Here is an 18,773-nt window from a genome sequence, read left to right on the forward strand (position 1 = left end):
GGGCGAGTGCTGTCTGCGGGGGCTGGGCATGGACCATGTCGAGGGCCGCACCTGGCGCGGCCGGCACCACCACCCTGACCAAGTACTGCTCGGAATGCCGTCACGTTCCGAGCGAACGGGAATCTGATGGGACCCCACGTGACCGTGTACCAGGGTGGCGCTGCTCCAGACCCGGATTCGTTGTACGACGTCTTCCTCTGCTACACGTGGGCGGACGGCAAGGAATGGGCCGACGACATGTACACGGCCCTGAGTGCCAGGGGGCTGGACGTCTTCCAGGACGATCTGTCGGTGCCCGAGTGGGCCGAGGACGAAATGCTGCCGTCGGTGAAGGCGGCCCTCCTGGGCTCACGGGTCCTCGTTCCCCTGCTCACCCCGTGCTTCGACGACAGCGACCACTGCTGGTCCGAACTGCACCTCGCCCTGTCCTGCGGGAAGGCTCTGGGCGGGACCGCGATGCGCCGGATCATGCCGCTGACCTGGAAGGTGCCGCCCGCCAAGGTCAGGCCCAAGGCGCTCAAGAAGCGCAAGCTCACCCGAGAGGGCCGCTCGGTCGAGGAACTGGCGGACCATGTCGCACACGTGGTCGGCGAGGTACGGGAAGCCGACGACCGGCGCTTCGGCGACGCGATGACCGACGGGCAGAGCTGGATCGCCGACGAACTGACCGGCGAGTCCGGATTCGTCGGACGGCGCAAGGAACTCTGGGCCCTGCACGACGCACTGCAGGAGCCCGGCGGGACACTGGACCGCGGTGCACCCATCGTCTCCGTACGGGGACTTGGAGGTTCGGGCAAGACCACCTTGTGCAAGCAGTACGGCCGTTGGGCGGCGCGGGATCATCCCGGCGGTGTCTTCGTCGTCGAACTGTCAGGCAGTGACCCCCTGGGCCGGCACGACTCCGGTGCCGTCCAGGCCGGCTTCCACACGGAGATGCGACGTATCGCGGCACGTCTCTCCCTGTCCGGACGCGCGGGCACCGACGAAGAGTTGAGGCAGCTCGTGGGCCGCCACCTGAGCGGTCTGCCGCCCTATCTCTGGATCGTCGACGACCTCCCCGCCTCCGTGAGCCTGCGCGAGCACCCGTACCTGCTCGCCCCCAGCCCCAATGGCAGGTCACTCGTCACCACCCGCGGCAGCGTCCGCGGCACGAGCCGCACCGAGATCGTTCTGTCCGGCCTGGGCCCGAGACCGGGACTGCGTCTGCTGACCGCACACCGCGGACCGGACCAGGAGGACATCGAGGAACGCAACGCCGCTCGCGGCATCGTGGCGGACCTGCGGGCACACCCCCTCGCTCTGCAGATCACCGCCGGGCTGACGACGGCGGAGGGATTCACCGGCTACCGCTCCCTCCTCGCGGACCTGCGCGAGGACGCCGGGCCCGTGCTCGAACTGGCGGAACACCTGGGCCACGATCTGCCCGCGGAGACCGCCCGCCCGCTCAGCGGAGTCCTGCTGCGCGCGTTCGACGCCCTGCCGGCCCCTGCCGTCCGCCTGCTCGCCGCCGCGAGCGTACTCGCCGCGGCGCCCATCCCCCACGACCTCCTGACGGCCGTACTCCGCGGCGCGGACGAGAACCCGCACGCCGCCGCGACGGCCATGACGGAGGGCATCCGCACTCTTGAGAGCCGAGGACTCGTCGAGGAGGCCCAGGACGTCTCCGGCGCCACCTACTCCGTCCACGCGCTGGTCGGTCGCGCGGCACGCGTGCTGCTGCGCGACGGAACGCGACGCCAGGTCTCCCAACGGGCCGTGCGCACGCTGGCCGACCTCCTCGACCGGACAGGAACCGACGCCGCGTCGAGGCTCCGTACGCTCGGCCTGCTGGCGCACGTCCAGGCCGCGGCGAACCTGGCGGCTCCGGAAGGCTGGGCCGTCGACAACGGCCAGTGGTCCCTCGTCGCGCAGTCCGGACGTCTGCGCTCGGAGCTGGGCGACAGCGCGGGCGCCGTCGACGACTTCCGCGCCCTGTACGCCTCGTGCCGTGCCTCGCCGCTCTGCGACCCGTACATCACGCTGCGCGCGCTGGTCGGGCTCGGCGCTGTCCTGCAGGAGAACGGAGCACTCACACAAGCGCGCGAACTCCAGGAGCGGGCCGTCGAGGAACTCGACGCCCTGCACGGCCGAGACCGGTTCGACCACCCCCATCCCGACACCCTGTGGGCGATGAACAACCTCGCCAACACCCATCAGGCGCTCGGCGACCACCACACGGCCCGCACGCTGCTGTGGGAGACCTACCGTGGCTGGCACGGACGCTACGGCCCGTCCGCCCGGCAAGCCCTGACGGCCCTGAACAACCTGGTGATAGCGATCGGCCGAGGACCCGGCCGCCACGCGGCGCCCACCGCGCTGCGCATCGCCACCTGCGCCCACGAACGATGGACCAACACGGCCGGACGTGACGCCCGGGGCACGGTGGACAGCCTGTTCAGCATCGGCGCCAACCACCTCCGCCTCGGTGACGCCGCGGCGGCGCTCACCGCGTTCGAGGAGGTCTGGCAGCGACGCCGGTCCCATCTGGGCGACGACCACCCCGACACACTCGACGCACGCGAGAACATCATCACCGCACGCAGGAGGACCGCATCGTGACCGCTGCTCCCGACGACTGGAGCCATTACGCCCTCTACGCGGACCGGCTGCGCGTACAGGGTCCGGATCATCTGGCCACCGTGACGACCCTGTGGGCCCTGCTGCACGGAGGCCTCACGGACCTGCCCGCGCCGGAGGGCGCCGGCACCACCGTCGGCGAGCCGAGCGATCTTCCCGACGGCGTCGGCCCCGAAGACGTCCATCTGGAGGGCGATCACGACGAACTGCTCTCCGAACTCCTGGTCGCCGCAGTCGAGTTCCAGGAACGGCAGGTCGCGCTCCACGGCCCGGACGCCCCCGAGACGCTGCGCGCGACCCTGTGCCTCGCCCACGGATTGGCCGCGGCCAACCAGTACGAAGGGCAGCGCGACGACGCTCTGGTCCTGGCGCAGGACGCCCGGGAGGGCATCGACGACTGGGCGGTACGGTCACCCGAGACCGTCGGTCCCAGGGACCAGGAGGTCGCCAGGATCCTGCACCACTGGATCCTCGACCGGCTGGGCGAGGACCCCACCCACTGAACCGGGCCGCCCGTCGCCGAGGCCCGCCAACTGCGCGGCCACGGCATCGGCGTCCGACGCGCCCAGCGACGTGAACAGCTCCAGCGATGCCTGCCACCGGTCACGGGCCGCGTCGATGTGTCCCCCGGTGGCGTACAGGAAGCCGAGCTGCCGGAGGGCCCGAGCCTCCTCGTACCGACTTCCGGCCCTGCGGCCGAACTCGATGGCCTGTTCATAGGCCCGGGCGGCGGACACGTCGTCGCCGTCCCGCGCCCGGGCCAGACCGAGCGTGTACGCGGACTGGGCGACGTCGAGGTCGAGGCCCAGCGCGGAGAACAGGGTCATCGCCTCGGCCGCGTGGCCCGTCGCGTCTGCGGCACGACCCAGCTCGGTCTCGGCCTTGGCCATGCTGCGCAGGGTGATGCCGACCTTCCGCATCGCCCCGGTCCTGCGATAGACGTCCAGGGCACGCTGCTGCAGGTCCAGCGCCTCGGTGTACGCGCCCTGACGCCGACGGACCGAGGCGAGGTTGGCCAGGGAATCGCTGAGGCCGTGCTCGTCGTCGAGTTCCGCGAACCGGTCGTGCGCCAGCCGGTACTGACGGGCCGCCTCCTCCACGCGGCCCGACTCCAGCAGAGCACGCCCGAGGTTGTTGCGCGTCATGGCCTCGGCACGGCGGTCGCCCATGCGCTCGCATCCGGCCAATGCCAGATAGTGGCTCTCCGACCAGCCGTCCAGGTGCTTGGCCAGGTAGAAGTAGTCACGCAGGGTGTAGGCCAGTTGCCAACGGCGTACGTCGAAGACGGGGTCCTCCAGCCGACAGAGCGCCACCAGCGTGCGCCACTCGGCGTCCATCCAGCGCAGTGCGTCGGCCCTGCTCGTCATCGGCGGCTCGACCGCGATCGGACGCCCTCCGGTCTCCAGGGGGAAGCGGTGGCGGTACGGCATGATGATGCGTCCGGCCCGGTCCGCCATGGACAGGTAGTAGTCGTACAACCCGCCGAGCGGGTGCGGGTGCGGGTGCGGGTGCGGGTGCGGGTCGTGCGTCGGCGGGTCGGCGGCAGCCGTGTGCAGTTCGCGCCCGTAGGAGCGCAGCAGATCGTGCATCGCGAACCGGTCCCCGGCCGTGTCGTCCACGAGGTGCGAGTCGGCCAGCCGGCGCAGCAGACGGACAGCCTCGTCGCCCGACGTTCCGAGCAGCGCCGCGGCCGAGGGGAGGTCGAAGGTGTCGCCGGGGTGCAGCGCGAGGAGTGCGAAGGCGTCGCGTACGGCCGTCGGCAGGCCTCGGTAGGACCAGGAGAACACACCGCGCAGGGTGGAGCGGGTGTCGTCGTCCGCGTCGAAGAGGTCCAGCCCCGTGCCGATGCCGTTCAGCTCGCCGACGAGCGAGGCGATGCTGCGGGTGGGACGCGTGGCGACCTTCTGCGCCGCGATGCGCAGGGCCAACGGAAGGCCCGCGCAATGGGCGGCGAGCCGGCCGACGCTCTCCTTCTCGGCGGCCGCCCGCTCCCCGATCGCGGCATTGAGCAGCGCGAGGCTCTCGGCGCCGCCGAGCACGCCGAGTGCCACGGTCCGCACCGCATGGTGCACGCCCAGTCCGCTCAGCTTCCGTCGGCTGGTGACCACCACGGCGCAGGTGTCCGAGCCGGGCAGGAGGGGGCGGACCTGGTCGGTGGAGGAGGCGTTGTCGAGGACGACGAGTACCCGGCGGCCGCTCAGCGCCGTACGGAAGGTGGCCGCCCGTTCCTCCAGCGGCCCGCTCTCGGCGGCGAACGACCGCCCCAGAGCGCGCAGAAAGCCGCTGAGGACGGTGAGAGGGGAGAGCGGTTCCTCCGGACCGAAACCCCTCAGGTCCACATAGAGCTGGCCGTCCGGGAAATGGGGGGCGGCCCGGTGACCCCAGAACGCGGCCAGCGCCGTCTTACCCGTGGCGGCGGCACCGGAGAGCAGCACGATTCTCGGCTGCCCGACCGTAGGCTGCCGGAGCAGGCTTCCCAGCTCCTCCAGTTCGCGGGCGCGCCCCACGAACAAGCCCGCGCTCACTGGAAGTTGGCGAGGTATCTCGGTTCCCGGCGCGCTTCCGGTCACCTGGATCCCGCCGTCGATCCGGCCTGCCTGGACCACCACGCCGGCGGAGGCGTTGACCGCGTTGGTGACCTTGTGACCTCGGGGGCGCAGGCGACGGTCCGGGTGATCGGTCATGCGGCTCCCCCTCGGCACACGCTGGCGTATCGCCTCCTTCCCGAGAGTAGCCACCACCGGCCTCCGCGGACACCGTGCCTCAACTGCGACGGAGCGGCCAACCAAGTGGTCAGGGACGGTCCGTGAGGTCCGCCCCTGCCGTGTGGCCGTCGCCCGTCACCGGCACGTCCCGGATCTCTCCGGCACCCGGCGTAGGTCTCGTACTCGGCGCATGCGTACCGGCGCCCACTGCCACGGGGACTGGTGCACGAACTACCAGTCGGTGGTGAAGCCGCCGAAGCGGCCCCGGTGGAACAGCAAGGGCGCGCTCTCTTCGCCGCCCGTGCCCAGCGCCTCCACCCGGCCCACCACGATCAGGTGGTCCCCGCCGGTGTGCACGGCGTGGATCGTGCAGTCGATCCAGGCGGGGGCGCCGATGAGGCGGGGGGAGCCGGTGGCGGGGGCCGGCTCGTGGGCGACCCCCGCGAACTTGTCGGCGCCGCTCACCGCGAAGCGCCGGCACAACTCGCCCTGCTCCGCGCCGAGTACGTTCACGCAGAAGACGCCCGCGCGGGCGATACGGGGCCAGGTCGTCGACGTACGGCCGACCATGAAGACGACGAGGGGCGGGTCGAGGGAGAGGGCGGAGAAGGACTGGCAGGCGAAGCCGGCGGGGCGGGCGTCGGGGTGTCCGCCGGCGCGTTCGGCGGGGTGTCCGCTGGGGTGTCCGCCCGCGCGTTCGCTGGTTTCGGAGTCGTCGGCCGCCGGGGCCCCCGAAACCGTCGGTGCCCCCGAAGCCGCCGGGACCGCCGTGATCCCCGGGGCGGTGATCACTGTGACACCCGTCGCGAAGTTGCCCAGTACGCGCCGGAATTCGGCCTGGTCGACGGGCGCGCGCTCGTTCTCGCCGACGCAGCGCAGTTCGGGGCGGGGCAGCGCTTCGACCGGCCCCGTCGTCATCCTCGCGGCCGTACGAGTCCGGTCCGACCGCAGATAGCGGACGGCGGCGGCTGCCATTCCCGCGTGTCCCATCACATCGCCCATTGAAACTGACGGTCCGTCAGAAGGGAAGTCCCCGTGCGGCCCCGTCAGTGGTCCTGTCAGCGGCCCTGGAAGCGCGGTGTCCGTCGCTCCACGAAGCTCGCCACGCCCTCCTGGGCGTCCGCCGTCGTCATGTTGATCTCCTGCGCGGCGGCCTCGGCGGAGAAGGCGGTGGCGCGGTCGGTGTCGAGGGAGGTGTTGACCAGGTGTTTGGTCAAGGCCAGGGCGCGGGTGGGGCCGGCGGCGAGGCGTTCCGCCCACTCGCGGGCCGTCTTCTCCAGGTCCTGGGCGGGGACGACACGGTTGACCAGGCCGAGGCGTTCCGCGTCGGCGGCGGGCAGGGCGTCGCCGAAGAACATCAGCTCCTTCGCCCGATGGGGGCCGACGAGGCGGGGCAGGAGGTACGCGCCGCCGCCGTCGGGGACGAGGCCGCGCCGTACGAACACCTCGATGAAACGGGCCTCCTCGGCCGCCAGTACGAGGTCGCAGGCGAGGGCGATATGCGCGCCGAGGCCGGCCGCCGTGCCGTTCACCGCCGCGATCACCGGCTTCTCGCAGTCGAGGACGGCGGCGATGAGGCGCTGGGCGCCGAGCCGGATGGTGCGCGCCACGTCCCCGGGCACCCGCTGCCCGCTGCCCGCTGCCGCGCCGCGCAGGTCCGCCCCCGCGCAGAAGCCTCGGCCCGTCGCGGTGATGACGACCGCGCGGACGGCGGGGTCGGCGGAGGCGTCCGAGAGGAGGTGGATGAGGTGTTCCCGCTGGTCAGGGGTGAGGGCGTTCATCGCCTCGGGGCGGTTGAGGGTGATCCACGAGACGGCGTTGTCAGTGGCGTGCAGTATCAATGAGTCACGGGATTTTTCGGGATGTTCAAGGGGGGAAGCGGACATGTGGGTGCTCCTGTTTTTACGGGGAGTGATGAATGCCCTCGGTGTGCTGGTCGTCCGTGGTGCGACGGTCGTCTTCGGTGTGCTGGTCGTACGTGGTGTGCTGGTCGTCAGCGGTGTGCTGGACGCCCTCGCTGTGCGGCGGCGCTCAGCGGCACACCGCCAGCGCGTCCAGCGCCACGGCTCCCTGTCCCCTCGGCAGCACCATCAGCGGGTTGATGTCCAGCTCCGCGATGTCGTCGCCGAGTTCGAGCGCCATGCGCTGCACGCGGAGCACGACCTCCGCGAGGGCGTCCACGTCGGCCGGGGGAGCCCCGCGCACCCCGTCCAGCAGGGCCCGCCCGCGCAGTTCGGAGAGCATGGCGCGGGCCTGGTCCTCGCCGAAGGGCGGCACGCGTACGGCGGAGTCGCGGAGGACCTCCACGAGGACACCGCCGAGGCCGACCGTGACCGTCGGCCCGAAGAGGTCGTCGTGGGTGACGCCCACGACCATCTCCACGCCCCGCTCGACCATCTGGCACACCAGCACCCCGTCGAGGGAGACATCCTCGTAGCGGGCGATGTCCGTCAGTTCCCGATAGGCGTCGCGGATCTGGCTCGCGGAGGTCAGGCCGATCTTCACCAGGCCGAGTTCCGTCTTGTGGGCGATGCGGGCGCCGGAGGCCTTCATGACCACCGGGTAGCCGACGAGGCTCGCCGCGCGTACGGCCGCCGCCGCGCTGGTCACCAGCTGCTCGCGCGGCACGCGTATCCCGTACGCGCGCAGCAGCTGCTTGGCCGCGTGCTCGCTCAGCTGCTGCCCGGGTCGCATCAGCGCCTTCGCCTTGCGGAAGGAGGGCGAGGGGGAGCGCGGTGCCTCGTCGAAGGGGGAGCGGTAGGCGGCGGTGAAGCGGGTGTGGTCGAGATGGGCGCGGACGGCGGTGATGCAGTTGGCGAAGGTACGGAAGGTCGCCACCCGGGACGACCCGAGGAGGGTCTCGCGGTACGCGGCTTCCGTGCCCACCGGCGACCCCCACACCACGCACACCAGCTTGTCCGTCCGCTCCGCCGCGGCCACCAGGTCCTGGGCGAGCTTGTCGCTCATCGGCGGGAAGGGGCCGGTGATGGGGCAGATCAGCACTCCCACGGCCGGGTCGTCGAGGATCGCGTCGAGGATGCGGGGGCCGCGCCAGTCGCCCACGGGGTGGCCGCCGTTGTCGACGGGGTTGGCCACGCTCAGATAGTCGGGGATCCACTGGTGCAGCTCGGCCTGCTTGGCCTCCGAGAGGGTGGGGAGGGGCAGTCCGGCCTCCGTGGCCAGGTCGGCGAAGTGCGCGCCCGTGCCGCCCGAGATCGAATAGACGACGACGCCCTCGGCCCTCGGTTCGGCCGGCCCCGGGGTGCGGGGTCGGCGGGCCCGGGCCAGCAGGGTGGCCGTGTCCTGGAGCTCGTCGAGCCCGTCGACGCGTATCACGCCGTACTGCCGCATCGCCGCGTCGACCACCGCGTCCGCGCCGGTCAGCTTGCCGGTGTGGGAGGCGGCGGTGCGGGCGCCGGTCTCGGTGCGGCCGACCTTGACCGCGACGACGGGCACACCGCGCCGGGCGGCCCGGTCGGCGGCGAGGAGGAAGGAGCGGCCGTCCTTCAGGCCCTCGACGTAAGCGGCGATGGCGCCCACCTCGGGGCGTTCGGCGAAGTAGGAGATGAAGTCGGCGGTCTCCAGATCGGCCTCGTTGCCGGTGGGGGCCCAGTGGGAGAGGCGGATGCCGAGTTCCTGGAGGGAGAAGACGGGGCGGCCCTGGTGGCCGGACTGGGTGATCAGCGCGATCGCCGGTCCGTCGAGGTCGTCGCGGAAGCGCTCGAAGGCGTTGAGGTTGGTGTTGGGGCCGAGCAGCCGCAGGCCTTCGGCGCGGGCCACGGCGGCGGCCAGCCGTTCCTGCGCTGCCGCGCCCTCCGCGCCGGTCTCGGCGAAGCCGGAGGCGAAGGCGACGGCGAACTTCACCTTGGCCTCGGCCAGTTCGCCGATCACGGGGAGGGGGTCGGAGAGGAGCAGTACGGCGAGATCGACCCGTTCGGGCAGGTCGGCGACGGAAGGGGAGCAGGGGATGCCGAAGACCGACTCGCGCGTGGGGTGCACGGGGTGCAGCCGGGCGCCGACCCGTTCGGACCAGGCGAGCAACTGCCGGGTGATCCCGGTGTTCGGCCGGCCCTCCGTGTCCGAGGCGCCGACGACGGCCACCGACTCGGGGCGGAAGAAACGGTCCAGATCGGGGACGGCGGCGTACAGCGGACGCCCGCTGACGTCCAGGTCGCCGGCCTCGGCGGGCCTGCCGTGCACGACCTGCGCGGGGTGCTCGCCGCAGGCGATGGCGCGGGCCCGGCGGGAGTCGGTGGTGAGGGTGCCGTGGGTTGATCCAAGCATCGGTCCGCCCGCTCCTGTGTGACAGCCATGACAGCCAATTCAGTGGCGTGGTGCCTTCACGTTCACGTATCTGACGCTACGTCAGATTTCAGACTACTGAACTGACGCTCTGTCAGGGAATGGGTCTGCGAGCAAAGTTACGCGGCAGTAAGGAAGTTGTACCCGCGCGGGCGGCGGTCAGACGTATACGGCCGCATCCGTCTGCGTTCGCCTTCGGGTGCTTGGCGGCGGGGTCGCCACGGGGCCTCGGCTTCCTTGTGTTCGGGACCCCTCCCCGGCCACCCGCGGGAACATCAGGGCCTATGACCGAGCAAGATGCCCTGTCTGTACGGCAGTTGGGGGAGTGAGTCGTTATGAGTGGGTCCGAAGAGCCGTCGGGTGTCGAGCCGTCGGGTGTCGGTGGCACGGGAGAGCCGTCGGGCGGACCTGAGTCCACGCTGCCCGAGCCTCCGTCGTCGCCCCCGCCCCCGCCCCCGCCCCCGCCCCCACCCCCGATGCCCGTTGGTCCGCCGCCCGTTGGTCCGCCGGCCGTTGGTTCGCCGGCCGATGGACCGCCGGCCGTCGAGCCGTCGCCCTCCGAGTGGTTGACCTACACGCTGCCGGAGGAGCCCGAGGACGCCGCGCCCGAGGACACCGTGCCCGGGGACCCGTGGCGGGCCGCGGCGGCGGGGCTGTTCAACCTCAGTGGGCTCGGGCTCGGGTATGTGCTCCTTCGGCGCTGGCCGCAGGCCGCCGTGTGCTGGATCGCGACCGGCTGGCTGCTGGTGGCCGCGCTGCCCGCCGACCCGGACGGGGTGCCGGGCGGGGCGGTGTGGGCGTACGGCCTCGTTCTGGTGCTCGCCGCGATCCACGGGGCGTGGCTGGCGCGCCGTACGCGGCTGACGTTGCCGTGGCGGTCGACGGTCGCCGCCGGGCTCGGGCTCGTGCTGCTCGCCGTGCCGGCCGGTGGGGCGGTGGGGTACGAGGCGGCGCGGGAAGAGGCGTACCAGCAGATGCTGCTCGACCGGCTCGCCAGGACGGACCGGCTGGTCACCGCCGCCTCGCAGCGGGACGGCTTCGCCGAGGCCGAGCAGGACTACGAGCGGGCGCTGAAGGCCTACCGTGCGCTCGGCGACGACCACCCCGGCAGCCGGGCGGCCCAGCGCATCCCCGACCGCCTCGACCGGTTCTACGACACCGTCGCCGCGCCGTACCGCGAGAAGGAGTACTGCGAGGCTCTGGAACCGCTGAGGTATCTGTGGAAGCTGCCCGACAGGATGAGCGGCATGCGGTTCGGCGCCCTCACCTCCTGGCCAGAGGGGCCCCTTGCCACGTCGCTCTACGAGTGCGGCATCACGAACCTCGGCTCCGACGCCGTGACCGAAGCGGAGGCGAACGGCGGCGCACTGGCCGAACTCCTGCGTGACTTCGCCGACTCGGCGCCGGCCGCCAGGGTCGAACCGGCCGTCAGCGCGGAGATCGAGAAGAAGTCCAAGGCGCTGAAGGGCGACGACCCCTGCCCGGCCCGCGAGGAATTGCAGGTCATCAGCCAGACCGTGGCCGACCTGCCCGAGGGCAGCCCCGGTGACGGGCTGCGCACGGCCGCCGGCAAGGCGGTGGAGTCCGGCGCCTACGCCTGCGGGGTGGACGAGTTCGAGGACGACAAGTTCGGCGCGGCGGCGGCGACACTCAACGACTTCGCCGACATGTACGAGGACAACAAGAACGCGAAGCGTGCCCGGCAGATCGCCATCGCCGCGGAGATCGCCGAGGAACGGCCCGAGGCGGGCCGGAAGCTGCCGCCCTCCCGCGGCCCGGGCGGCGCCACGATGCCGATGGAGATCAGCAACGACGCCCCGACGGCGGTCGAGTTTCTCTACACCGGCCCGGTCACCGGCAGCGTCTACCTCCCGGCGTGCACCGACTGCACCGAGTACTCCAGCGAGTCGGAGGCCTCGGACGCCGCCTGCGCGAACAGCGGCATCGACTACCCGACCAACTACCTCAACCTGCCCGCCGGCGACTACCACACCCTCATCAAGTACGCCGACGAATCCGTCGAAGACACAGAGGCCGTGGAGAACAAGGCCGACGGGATGAGCATCGATCCCGGCTACACGTACACCAACTGCACGTACGTCGTGAGCGAGAGCAGCTACCCGGGGTATCCCGACCTTCCGACCCTGCCGGAACTCCCGGAGATAGAGCCGATCGAGCCGATCGAGCCCCTCGATCCGATCGTCTGACTCACTGGGACAGCCATCCGCCGGTACCGCCGGTACCGCCAGTGCCGCCGGTGCCGTGGTTGGCTGTCCCGGCGTCCGCTCAGCGCTCGACGCGGATCCGTACGGTGAGCGCGTCGCGCGTGGCGACGCCGCCCGTCCGGGCGATCGTCTTGGCGATCTTCTCGGCGTCGAGGGCGAGTTCGCGGAACATGCCGCTGATGGGGTTGGTGAAGCCGGTGAAGTACAGGCCGGGGGCGTTCTCGGGGGAGCGCGGTCCGTGCACGACCGGCTTCCCGCGTCCGTCCAGGACGTCGAGATGTCCGACGAGACCTTCCAGGGCACGTCGGTAGCCGGTGGCGGCGATCACGGCGTCGGTCTCGACCCGGCTGCCGTCGGCGAGGACGACCTTGCCGTCCTCGAACCCCTCGACCGCGCCGACGACCTCGACCTTCCCCTTCCGTACGGCGTCGATGAGCCCGACGTCCTGCACGGGGACGGACCCCTCGTTCACGCGGGAGTAGAGGCCGGTGTCGGGCCGGGGCAGGCCGTGCGCCGACAGGTCCGGCACGCTCAGCTTCGCCACCGGCTTGGCGAGCCGGTCCACGAGGGCGACCGGCAGTCGCCGTACGAGGACGGCCGTGTACTGGGCCGCCCACCCGGCGGTCGACCGGCGCACGATGTGCGGGGCCGTCCGCACCGCGAGCCGCACGCGCCCCGCCCCGCCCTCGACGAGGTCGACGGCGATCTCCGCGCCGGTGTTGCCGATGCCGACGACCAGGACGTCCCGGCCGGCGTAGGGCTTCGGGTTGCGGTACTCGCGGGCGTGCACCAGCTCGCCCTCGTACGAGTCCCGGCCCGGCCAGTCGGGGATGTGGGGTGTGTGGTTGTAGCCGGTGGCGACGACGACCGCGCTGCCGGTCAGCTCGCGGCCGCCGGTGGCGTGCAGCAGCCAGCCGCCGCCGTCCGCGCTCCGCTCGACGCGGGACACCTCGACGCCGGTCACGATCTCCAACTGGTGCACCTCGGCGTACTTCTCCAGGTACCGCACCACGTTGTCCCGCGCCACCCACCGGCCGAAGCGGCGCGGCATCGGCAGACCGGGCAGCGCCGACAGCCGCCGGGTCGTGTGCAGACGCAGCCGGTCGTAGTGCCGCCGCCAGGACGCCCCGACCCCGTCCGCCTTCTCCAGCACCACGGCCCGCACCCCCTGCGCACGCAACGCGTACGCCACGGCCAGCCCCCCGGGCCCGCCGCCGATCACATACACGGGGCGGTCGGACACTGGGGTAGCGGAATCTCTGGAGTCGGCCATGTGCCTGAGCGTATGCGCGCCCTCACTTGATGGGTCTCGGTCAAGCCGGGAATTGATTGCGGATTGATCACGGATGTAGGAGGGGTGCGTGGGGTCTGTGACGTAGGTCGCTTGGTATGCGGGGAGGAGGTGATGTGCCGGGTGTACTTATTAGGAGTACAGTCCTTAGGAGTGCACTCCTAAGGAGTCGATGTGCAGCATCCAGGATTGCCGGGAAAGCCGTCGCACGTCTTCGATCGCGCCGCGGAGTGGAAGGGGCTCACCGCCTTCGCGGGGCGGCCACTGCCGCACGCCATGCTCGGGATCGTCAGCGGCAGACGGCGGATGGGCAAGACCTATCTCCTGCGGGCGCTCGTCGAGGAGCGGGGCGGGTTCTACTTCGGGGCCACGGCCGGGACCGAGGCGGAGTCCCTCCGCCAGTTCAGTGCCGCGCTCGCCGATCATGCGCGCTCCCCCGTGCCCTTCTCCTTCGCCACCTGGAGCGACGCGGTCTCCTACCTCTTCGGGCTCGCCGCCCCCGACCGGGGAGGTGGCCTCGACCGGGGAGGCGCCCTCGACCGGGGAGGTGGCCTCGACCGGGGAGGTGCCCTCGACCGGGAAGGCGCTCCCGGCCGGGAAAGCGTCGGCTCGTCCGCGACGTCCGGCGCACCGTTTCTCGTGGTCATCGACGAGTTCCCCTACCTGGCCAAGGTCGCCCCGGAGCTTCCCTCGCTCATCCAGCGTGAGATCGACCGCTTCCAGGTCGAGCGGAGCCACATGCGGCTCCTCCTGTGCGGTTCGGCGATGTCCGTCATGGGCGGACTCCTGGCGAGCACCGCACCCCTGCGCGGCCGGGCCCAACTGGAACTCGTCGTACGCCCCTTCGGATACCGGGCGGCCGCCGACTTCTGGGGTGTCACGGCCGAACCCGCGCTCGCCGCCCGGCTGCATGCCGTTCTCGGGGGCACGCCCGCCTACCGCCGCCAGTTCCTGGCGGACGACGTTCCCGCGAGCCTGGGGGACTTCGACGACTGGATCTGCCGTACGGTCCTCTCGCCGTTCAGTCCCCTCTTCCGGGAGGCGCGCTATCTGCTCGCCGAGGAGGCGGACATCCGCGACACCGCGCTCTACCACTCGGTGCTGGCCGCGGTCGCCCAGGGCAACACGACGCGCGGCGGCATCGCGGGATACATCGGCCGCAAGTCCGTCGACATCTCGCACCCGCTCAACGTCCTGGAAGACAGCCACCTGTTGGCACGTGAGGCGGACATCTTCCGGGCCGGGAAGTCGCAGTACCGGATCACCGAACCGCTGATCACCTTCTACGAGGCTGTCATGCGCCCCTCCTGGGCGCGGCTGGAGAGCGGCCAGGCGGCGGAGGTGTGGGCGGGGTCGGCGGAGCGCTTCGCGGCGCAGGTGGCTGGGCCGCACTTCGAGGGCATGTGTCGGGAGTACGTCCTTGGTCCGGGCCGCTCCCTGCTCCGTACGTCCTTGGGAGAGATCGGTGGCGGCGTGGTGAGCGACCCGAAGGCACGTCGGCAGATCCAGGTCGACGTGGCCGCGGTCGAGCAGGGCTCCGGGGGAAGCCGGCCGACGGTCGCGCTGCTCGGCGAGGCGAAGTGGGGCACGGTGATGGGGCTCGGCCATCTGGAGCGGCTGCGCCGGGCCGGGGAACTGCTCACCGCGCGGGGCATGGACACGGAGGACTGCCTGCTGGCGTGCTTCAGCGCGGCCGGGTTCAGCGACGCGCTGAGGGCCGAGGCGAAGCAGGGGGGAGTGGCGCTCGTCGGGCTGGAGGAGTTGTACGGGGCCGGAGGAGACCGGTACGAGGTGGGAACGGACGCCGCGGCCGGGCGCTGACCTGGGACGGCCCTTCGCCGAATGCCTGGATCTTCCGGGTGTGGTGCCGTTGGCTGCATCATCATGGGCGGTGGGCAACTTCCCCTGTGGAAAGGTCGGTTCACGTACATGACGCACTCTCCCGACGACGTCGGCCTCGGCGTCGCGCCGATCGATCTGGTCTCGGCCGTCAAGGCCCTTCGTACGCAGATCACCGAGGCGGCCGCCTCGGACCCCGAGTCGGACATCCGATTCCAGGTGGGGCCGATCGAACTCGAATTCACGGTGGCGCTGACGCGGGACCGGAGCGTCAAGGGCGGGGTCAAGGCGTGGGTGGTCACTGCCGATGCCGAGGGCAAGCGGTCGACGGCGCACACGCACCGGGTGACGCTCAGCCTCACACCGATATCGGCGGCCACCGGGGAGAGTCCCGAGATCAACAACTCCGACTCCGGTCATCGCATCGTCCGGTGAGGGCGAGTGCCGTCCGACGAGAGCCGGGGGTTCGATGAAGACCGTCCGCCATCCCAGCCGTGCGCATCTGGTCGCCGTCACGACGGCGGGGGACGAGGTGCGGGGCAGTGGCTATCTGCTCGGCGGCCGTCTCGTCCTGACGGCCGGGCATGTCGTGAAAGCCGTCGGGGCCGGGGAGGTGCGGGTCTGCCGGATGCAGACGCTGCGCAGTGTGGCGGCGGAGGGGTGGCGGATCGAGGGCGACGTCGCCCTCATCCGGCTGGCCGAGGACCTGGCCGATCCGGGTGAGCTGGGTGACGTGGAGATCAGCGCGCTGGCGGCCGACGCCCGGTTCGAGGACTGTGCCGCGCTCGGCCTGCCGGCCGTCACGACCAGGGCCGCGGCGGGTGTGACACCGCTGGAGCCGGCGTTCCGTGTGGCCTCCAACAGTGCCGAGAGCCACGACTATCTGTCGCTCGAACTCGTCGGTCATCCGCCAGAGGGGGCGGCGCCCTGGAGCGGGATGTCGGGAGCGCCGGTGTTCCATGCCGGGCGGTGGCTGGTGGGGGTGGTGCTGCGGGACTCCGCGGGGTGGGAGCACTCGCGGTTGGAAGCGGCGCGGATCGCGCCCTTCTTCGAAGCAGTGCCCGAGCTCGACATGCTGTTCGGGGTGTCCCGGCCGATCACGGAGTCGGACGCCCGTGATGCCGGGTTCCTGGACTCGTACCGCAGAGAGGTCGTCCGGCGGTACGGGCACATCGAATTGTTCGGGCTCGGACTGCGGGGGCTCGAGGACGAGATCGGGATCGAGCACGCCTACGTCAGCCTGCGGGCGGGGCTGCCCGCCCCCGGCTGGCTCGCCTCGGGAAGCACGGCGCCCGACCAAGCGCGGCCCATCGAGCAGTTGATACCGAAGAACACCCGGCTGTTGCTCAGGGGCGATCCCGGAGCCGGGAAGTCCACGCTGCTCGAATGGCTGGCCGTCTCCATGGCGCGCCGCTCCTGCCAGGGCCCACTGGAACCGTTCAACCGGTGCGTGCCCTTTCTGCTGAGGCTGCGCGACATGTACGCGCCGCACTGGAAGAAGATCGAGGGGCTGGACGGGATTCCGCCGGAGCCCGAGCGGTTCCTCGACTTCAACCGGATGGCGGTGGGTTCCGCGCCGCCCGACGGCTGGGCCCGTCGCATGCTCTACCAGGAGCGGGCACTGCTCCTGGTAGACGGCCTCGACGAGGTGCTGGAGGCCCACCGGGACGGCGTGATCGGCTGGATCAGTCGTCTGCTCCGTGACCACCCTCAGCTGCACATCATCGTCACCGGGCGCCCCGAGGCCCTGCGCGACTGGCCTCCGCCGCAGCGGCTCGGATTCGCCGAGCTCAAGCTTCTCGAACTGAACGGCGGACAACGGGCCGAGCTGATCCACAAGTGGCACGAGGCGGCCGCCGTCGGCGTGCGCTCTGCCCGTTTCGGCGCGGAGGAGAGCGAGCGCCGGATCAGCCGACTGACCGATCTGGAAGCCGCCCTCACCAGGCACATCGAGGATTCCGAGGACCTCTCGGCACTCGCCGCGACGCCGCTGCTGTGCGCGGTGCTGTGCAAGCTCCACGAGGTGCACGGCGCCCGGCTCCCGCGTTTCCGCCAGGAGCTGTACGCGCGCACCATCAACATGATGCTCGGCCTGCGTGACGAGGAACGGGATGTCCCGGACCCGCTGCCCCACCTGGACGTCGACCAGCGGCGCGCGATCCTGTCCTGGATCGCCGGGTATCTCACGACCGAGGGCGAACGGGAGATCACCCTCCAGCGCTTCGACGAGAAGGTGGAGGAACGGCTGCGGAGCCTCGGCCGCGACGCCGACACCTACACCGCCGAGGAGATACGCGAGGCCCTGCGCAAGCGGAGCGGCCTGCTCGTCGCGCCGAGCGAGGACAGCCTCCGCTTCAGCCACCGGACCTTCCAGGACTATCTCGCCGCCACGGACATGGTGGCCCGGCGGGCCTTCGGGCAGTTGGCCGGGCATTCCGGGGACGAGACCTGGGGCGATGTTCTTCGCTTCGCCATGAGCCAGTGCAATCTCGCGGACACGGGGGAGTTCGTCGCGCAGTTCCGGCGCAAGTTGCGACTGGTGACCGATCGCACGCTACGGGCGCGGATGCGGTTGGCGGCGGGGTCGTGCATTCCGTATGCGGTGCAGATGGTCGAGGCGGACCGGCGGGCGCTGGCTTCCGGGGTCGCGAAGACCTTTTTCTCGGCCGTGAAGAAGAGACGCCTCGGGACTTCCGACTTGAACCAGTACGCGGCCGCGGGACCCGACCTGCTGTCGGCGCTCGAGACGGGCTTCGAGTGGGAGGATTCCACGCTCTGCGTATACGTGGTCCTCCTGGCCGGCGAGGTCGGCGGTCCTGAGGCGGTCCGCTTCCTGGCGCGGATACCACGCGAACTACGGCCGCAGCTGGCGATGTACCTCGTCCAGGTCTGGAAGGGCTTCCCGGGCACCGAGTACCCCAGCGAGGTCCTCGTCGACCTGGACGTGGGTCTGCTGAGGATCACTTCCGCCGAACAGCTCGACCATGGGCAGGCCATCGGCCAGGTGAGCTCCCTCGTGTTGGCCACAGCGGTTTCCGCCGAAGCGGCAGCCGCTTTTGCCAATGATCACTCCGTCCACACTCTCTACCTGGGTGAGGAGGCTCTGCGGAACCGCCCTTCATTCGCCGGTCTTTCCGCCGTACACACGGTGTCCGAACTCTTCTTCGGGGGCCCTGGCCTTGCGCTGGGCAATATGACCAGAGATCCTGCCCTGGCGAGCCTCTGGACGGCGCATTCCCGTGAACTCCCGTTCACCACACCAGCACTGCCCAGTGTCACCGACCTGAGTCTCATCGCCATGCCTGACGACTGGGCGGAACAGGCCGCGGGTTGGACGGGGCTCACCCACCTGGGACTCTTCGGCTGGGCGGCGCAGGGGATGGATCGACTCCGGGACCTTCCCGCCCTCACTTCCGTGCTCGTCGCGTCGGAGTCCGAGTACTCCATACCCCGGAATCTCGCTCACCCCGGTGTGACGCATGTGAGTGTCATTTGTTGCGATGCGTCCTGGGAGTTGGATCTGACGCATCTGACGACGGCCTTTCCCGCCCTGACCGAACTTGTGGTCATCACGCGCTTCGACAGCCGCCAGATCGTCGATGTGACAAGCCTCGGCTCCGTGACGCGACTCCAACTCCGTCTCGTCGGCTTCGCCCCCGACGACGACCGCATCCGCGGTGCCGACGCCTTCCCGAAGTACCGACTGACCCGGCGCTGACGTCCCTCTTGCACATCCACCCCCCATCCGCTGAACTGACGTACCGTCAGAAACTCCACCCGGATGCGGAAGGGCGG

The 18,773-nt window shown here is 71.0% G+C and carries 11 protein-coding genes; 6 read left to right on the forward strand and 5 right to left on the reverse strand.

The window, feature by feature from the left end; all coding sequences use genetic code 11:
• The first annotated feature begins 138 nt into the window (after positions 1-138).
• Positions 139-2,598, forward strand: coding sequence for a tetratricopeptide repeat protein (locus tag JIX56_RS26395; protein WP_257544164.1), 2,460 nt, complete (start codon positions 139-141; stop codon positions 2,596-2,598).
• Positions 2,595-3,119: a hypothetical protein gene (locus JIX56_RS26400; RefSeq protein ID WP_257544166.1), complete on the forward strand. Its 525-nt coding sequence runs from the start codon at positions 2,595-2,597 to the stop codon at positions 3,117-3,119. Before JIX56_RS26395 ends, JIX56_RS26400 begins: the two co-directional genes overlap by 4 nt.
• On the opposite strand, the gene JIX56_RS26410 is transcribed toward JIX56_RS26400, so the two are convergent.
• From JIX56_RS26410 to JIX56_RS26425, 4 genes are all read right to left on the reverse strand, one after another.
• Positions 3,027-5,300, reverse strand: coding sequence for an ATP-binding protein (locus tag JIX56_RS26410; protein ID WP_306819880.1), 2,274 nt, complete (start codon positions 5,298-5,300; stop codon positions 3,027-3,029). The two genes, JIX56_RS26400 and JIX56_RS26410, sit on opposite strands and share 93 nt — an antisense overlap.
• Before the next feature lie 252 nt (positions 5,301-5,552).
• Complete coding sequence (locus tag JIX56_RS26415) at positions 5,553-6,311, reverse strand: flavin reductase family protein (protein WP_257544168.1); 759 nt, start codon at positions 6,309-6,311, stop codon at positions 5,553-5,555.
• A 68-nt stretch (positions 6,312-6,379) separates the two neighbouring features.
• Positions 6,380-7,207, reverse strand: coding sequence for an enoyl-CoA hydratase/isomerase family protein (locus tag JIX56_RS26420; protein WP_257544170.1), 828 nt, complete (start codon positions 7,205-7,207; stop codon positions 6,380-6,382).
• Positions 7,208-7,352: 145 nt separating this feature from the next.
• Positions 7,353-9,605 carry an acetate--CoA ligase family protein gene (locus tag JIX56_RS26425; RefSeq protein ID WP_257544172.1) on the reverse strand — a complete coding sequence of 751 codons (2,253 nt, stop codon included), beginning with the start codon at positions 9,603-9,605 and terminating at the stop codon, positions 7,353-7,355.
• 584 nt (positions 9,606-10,189) lie between these two features.
• Between JIX56_RS26425 and JIX56_RS26430 the strand changes: the two genes are divergently transcribed.
• On the forward strand, positions 10,190-11,830 hold the full coding sequence (locus tag JIX56_RS26430; protein WP_257544174.1) for a hypothetical protein: 1,641 nt from the start codon (positions 10,190-10,192) through the stop codon (positions 11,828-11,830).
• Positions 11,831-11,909: 79 nt separating this feature from the next.
• On the opposite strand, the gene JIX56_RS26435 is transcribed toward JIX56_RS26430, so the two are convergent.
• The gene (locus tag JIX56_RS26435; RefSeq protein ID WP_257544175.1) at positions 11,910-13,121 is read right to left on the reverse strand and encodes a flavin-containing monooxygenase; all 1,212 of its coding nucleotides are present in this window, start codon (positions 13,119-13,121) and stop codon (positions 11,910-11,912) included.
• A gap of 192 nt (positions 13,122-13,313) precedes the next feature.
• On the opposite strand from JIX56_RS26435, the gene JIX56_RS26440 reads away from it, so the two are divergent.
• The 3 genes from JIX56_RS26440 (at position 13,314) to JIX56_RS26450 (ending at position 18,696) form a co-directional block, all read left to right on the forward strand.
• Entirely contained in the window at positions 13,314-14,960 is a 1,647-nt protein-coding gene (locus tag JIX56_RS26440; RefSeq protein ID WP_257544177.1) for an AAA family ATPase, read from the forward strand.
• Positions 14,961-15,068: 108 nt separating this feature from the next.
• On the forward strand, positions 15,069-15,413 hold the full coding sequence (locus JIX56_RS26445; protein ID WP_257544179.1) for a trypco2 family protein: 345 nt from the start codon (positions 15,069-15,071) through the stop codon (positions 15,411-15,413).
• A 34-nt stretch (positions 15,414-15,447) separates the two neighbouring features.
• Positions 15,448-18,696: a serine protease gene (locus JIX56_RS26450; RefSeq protein ID WP_257544181.1), complete on the forward strand. Its 3,249-nt coding sequence runs from the start codon at positions 15,448-15,450 to the stop codon at positions 18,694-18,696.
• The last annotated feature ends 77 nt before the right edge of the window (positions 18,697-18,773 follow it).

Source organism: Streptomyces sp. CA-210063 (assembly GCF_024612015.1).
Lineage (GTDB): Bacteria > Actinomycetota > Actinomycetes > Streptomycetales > Streptomycetaceae > Streptomyces.